Raw genomic sequence first — 3,887 nt, forward strand, 5'->3', positions numbered from 1 at the left:
AACTGTCTTCCACCGAGGTGCTCACAACCCCCGGCCCGGCAGCGCCGGGCCCTGTGGGAGCTGGCTTGTCCTGCGATGGGCCGCGCGGAGCGGCCCCGGCAGTCTCGGATCTGACGCATGCCTCCAGAGACACCGCGTGGCCTGGCCGAGGCAATCTTCGCTACCCCACCAAATGCAGGAAATGCATGTGCCGTTCATAGTGATCAAGAATATCCCCGATCACTTCATCCTTCGACCAACCCATCACATCATGATCCTGCCCGCCTTCGCGCAGGTGCACTTCGGCGCGGAAATACTTGCGCTCCTCACCGGGTGAATCGCTCATGACAAAACTCGGCGTGGCATACGCATGGGGCCGGATCTCGTAGATGAACTGATCCTCGGTAGGCCCGACCTTGAGGCTGACACTGCCCTCCTCGCCCTCTTCCACCGTGCAGTCATACCCTTGCCGGCGCCATTCCTCGGCCACCGACACGCAGGCCGGCCGCGCCACCTCGGTGATGAAGCGCTCGACATGAGACCGCCTTGGGAACATCGCCAAGGTGCGCAGACGCCGTTGCCAGTTGCCCGCCGCGCGCGAGGCAGTCGGCGAGATGGCCAGGGCCTGGTGGCGCAGCCCACGCTTGGTGGCATCGAGCTTGAGCGCCTTGAGCAGTCCGCGCATGCTGAACAGCAGGCAGAGGGTAAAAGGCAACGCACTGGCAATGGTCGCGGTCTGCAAGGCCTTGAGCCCATCTGCCAGCAACAGGGCGATGGCCACCAGGCCCATGCTCGAGGCCCAGAAGATGCGCTGGCGGATCGGGGTGTTTTCCTCGCCGCCCGAGGCCAGCATGTCGACCACCATGGCGCCGGAGTCGGCGGAGGTGACGAAGAACACCACCACCATCACCACCGCCAGCACGCTGATGGCGCTGGAGAACGGGAAGTGCTGGAGAAACGCGAACAGTGCCAGCGAAGTATCCTGCTCGACCGCCGCGGCCAGGTCCGTCAGCCCATCGGTGAGGATCATGTGGATCGCGGTATTGCCGAACACGGTCATCCACAGCAGGGTGAAGGCAGTCGGCACCAGCAGCACGCCGGTGACGAACTCGCGGATGGTGCGGCCACGCGAGATCCGCGCGATGAACAGCCCCACGAACGGCGACCAGGCCAGCCACCAGCCCCAGTAGAACAGGGTCCAGCCGCCGATCCAGTCACTGGGCTGGTAGGCGTAGAGGTTGAGCGTGCGGCTGACGATCTCGCTCAGGTAGCCGCCGGTGTTCTGCACGAAGGTCTGCAGGATCAGCACGGTCGGGCCGAGCAGGATGACCATCAGCATCAACAGCACCGCCAGGCTCAGGTTGAGTTCCGACAGCCTGCGAATGCCCTTGTCCAGCCCTGACACCACCGACAACGTGGCCAGCGCCGTGGTGCCGATGATCAAGGCGATCTGCACCGGGATCGACACCGGCACGCCAAACAGCGAGTTCAGCCCGGTATTGATTTGCGCCACGCCAAAACCCAGCGACGTCGCCACGCCCAGCACCGTGCCGATGATCGCGAAAATGTCGACGGCATGCCCGATGGGGCCATGGATGCGCTCCCCGATCAGCGGGTAGAGCGCCGAGCGCAGGGTCAGCGGCAGGCCGTGGCGATAGCTGAAATAGGCCAGGATCAGCGCGACGATGGCGTAGATCGACCAGGCGTGCAGGCCCCAGTGGAAGAAGGTGATCTTCATCGCCTCGCCCGCGGCCGCCACGGTGCCACCCTCTTCTATCGGCGGCTTGAGGAAGTGCATCACCGGTTCCGCCACGCCGAAGAACATCAGGCCGATGCCCATGCCGGCTGAGAACAGCATGGCGAACCAGGTGGTGCTGCTGTAGTCCGGGGTGCTGTGGTCCGGGCCCAGCTTGATATCGCCATAGCGGCTGACGCCCAGGAACACCACCGTGCACAGGATGACCGCCACGGCGAGAATGTAGAACCAGCTGACATTGGTGATGATCCAGTCCTGGATCACGCTGAACAGCGCCTGGGCGCTTTCGTGGAACACGCTGGCGTAGAGCACCAGCAGCAACAGCAGTATCGCCGAGATCCAGAAGACTGGCGGGTTGACGTTGGACGGTGTGGTTTCGGGGTCGTTCTTGTTGGGCATACGGGGTTGTCTCCTCGACAGTGTTGCAGGCATCCCTGGAGTGGCTCCAGCCTAGGGTGTGACACATATCGGCCGCCATCGTTTAGCCGTCGAGGCGGTTTCAAAGCATCTACACTGGCAAACGGACAGGTTTCGCGGCAGGTAGGCCCTTATAAATAGAAAAAGCGAGGGTTTCCCATGCACCAGCACACCACCGCCTTGCTCAGCACCCTGACCCTCTCGCTGCTCGCCAGCGCCGCGCTGCATGCCGCCGACCTGCCCAAGGCCATTGGCGCCGGCGAAGGGCAGCTGGACATCATTGCCTGGCCGGGCTACATCGAGCGCGGCGAGAGCGACAAGGCCTACGACTGGGTGACAGGCTTCGAAAAGGAAACCGGCTGCAAGGTCAACGTCAAGACGGCAGCCACCTCCGACGAAATGGTCAGCCTGATGACCAAGGGCGGCTACGACCTGGTCACCGCCTCGGGCGACGCCTCGCTGCGGCTGATCGCGGGCAAGCGCGTGCAGCCGATCAACACCGCCTTGATCTCGCGCTGGGACAGCGTTGATCCACGGCTCAAGAACGCCCCTTGGTACACCGTCAGCAACCAGACCTACGGCACCCCCTACCAGTGGGGCCCCAATGTGCTGCTGTACAACACCGAGACCTTCAAGACACCGCCCACCAGCTGGGGCGTGCTGTTCGAGCCGCAGACCCTGCCCGACGGCAAGTCCAACAAGGGCCGCGTGCAGGCCTACGACGGCCCGATCTATATCGCCGATGCCGCGCTCTACCTCAAGAGCACCAGGCCCGAACTGGGCATCCAGAACCCCTACGAGCTCAACGAGACCCAGTACCAGGCTGTGCTCGATCTGCTGCGCGCCCAGCACAGCCTCATTCACCGCTACTGGCACGACGCGACGGTGCAGATGAGCGACGTGAAGAACGAAGGCGTGGTCGCCAGCAGCTCCTGGGCGTACATGGTCAACGGCCTCAAGGCCGACAAGCAGCCCGTCGCGTCGACCATTCCCAAGGAGGGCGCCACCGGCTGGGCCGACACCACCATGCTGCACGCCGACGCGCGCCACCCCAACTGCGCCTACAAGTGGATGGACTGGTCGCTGCAGCCCAAGGTGCAGGGCGACGTGGCGGCCTGGTTCGGCTCGTTGCCCGCGGTGCCGGCCGCGTGCCAGGGCAACGCGCTGCTGGGCGTCGAGGGCTGCAAGGCCAACGGGGCGGAGCAGTTCGAGAAGATCGCGTTCTGGAAGACGCCGCAGTCCGAGGGTGGCAAGTTCGTGCCTTACAGCCGCTGGACCCAGGACTACATCGCGATCATGGGTGGGCGCTGAATGCCCCTGGCCGTCCAGTTCACCGGGGTGTCCCGGCTATTCGGCGAGGTGAAGGCCGTCGATCAGGTGTCGATCGACATCGAGGACGGCGAGTTCTTCTCGATGCTCGGGCCCTCGGGCTCGGGCAAGACCACCTGCCTGCGCCTGATCGCCGGGTTCGAGCAGCCCAGCGCCGGCTCGATCCGCATCCACGGCGCCGAGGCGGCGGGCCTGCCGCCCTATCAGCGCGATGTGAACACGGTGTTCCAGGACTATGCCCTGTTCCCTCACATGAATGTGCTCGACAACGTGGCCTACGGGCTGAAAGTCAAAGGCGTGGCCAGGGCCGAACGCCAGGCCCGCGCCGAGGAAGCTCTGGCCATGGTCGCCCTGCCAGGCTACGGGCCGCGCAAGCCGGTGCAGCTGTCGGGTGGGCAGCGCCAGC

The 3,887-nt window shown here is 64.8% G+C and carries 3 protein-coding genes; 2 read left to right on the forward strand and 1 reads right to left on the reverse strand.

All coding sequences use genetic code 11. The features are described 5' to 3' along the window. Nucleotides 1–160: 160 nt before the first annotated feature. Complete coding sequence (locus VJS90_RS02175) at nucleotides 161–2,134, reverse strand: choline BCCT transporter BetT (protein WP_324118643.1); 1,974 nt, start codon at nucleotides 2,132–2,134, stop codon at nucleotides 161–163. Nucleotides 2,135–2,311: 177 nt separating this feature from the next. Between VJS90_RS02175 and ydcS the strand changes: the two genes are divergently transcribed. Further along, nucleotides 2,312–3,463, forward strand: a complete 1,152-nt coding sequence (ydcS, locus tag VJS90_RS02180; RefSeq protein WP_324118645.1) for a putative ABC transporter substrate-binding protein YdcS — start codon at nucleotides 2,312–2,314, stop codon at nucleotides 3,461–3,463. After that, nucleotides 3,464–3,887: ABC transporter ATP-binding protein (locus tag VJS90_RS02185; RefSeq protein WP_324118647.1), on the forward strand; the 424-nt coding region annotated here is incomplete at its 3' end.

This window comes from Pseudomonas sp. (assembly GCF_035277045.1).
In the GTDB taxonomy this organism is placed as follows: Bacteria; Pseudomonadota; Gammaproteobacteria; order Pseudomonadales; family Pseudomonadaceae; genus Aquipseudomonas.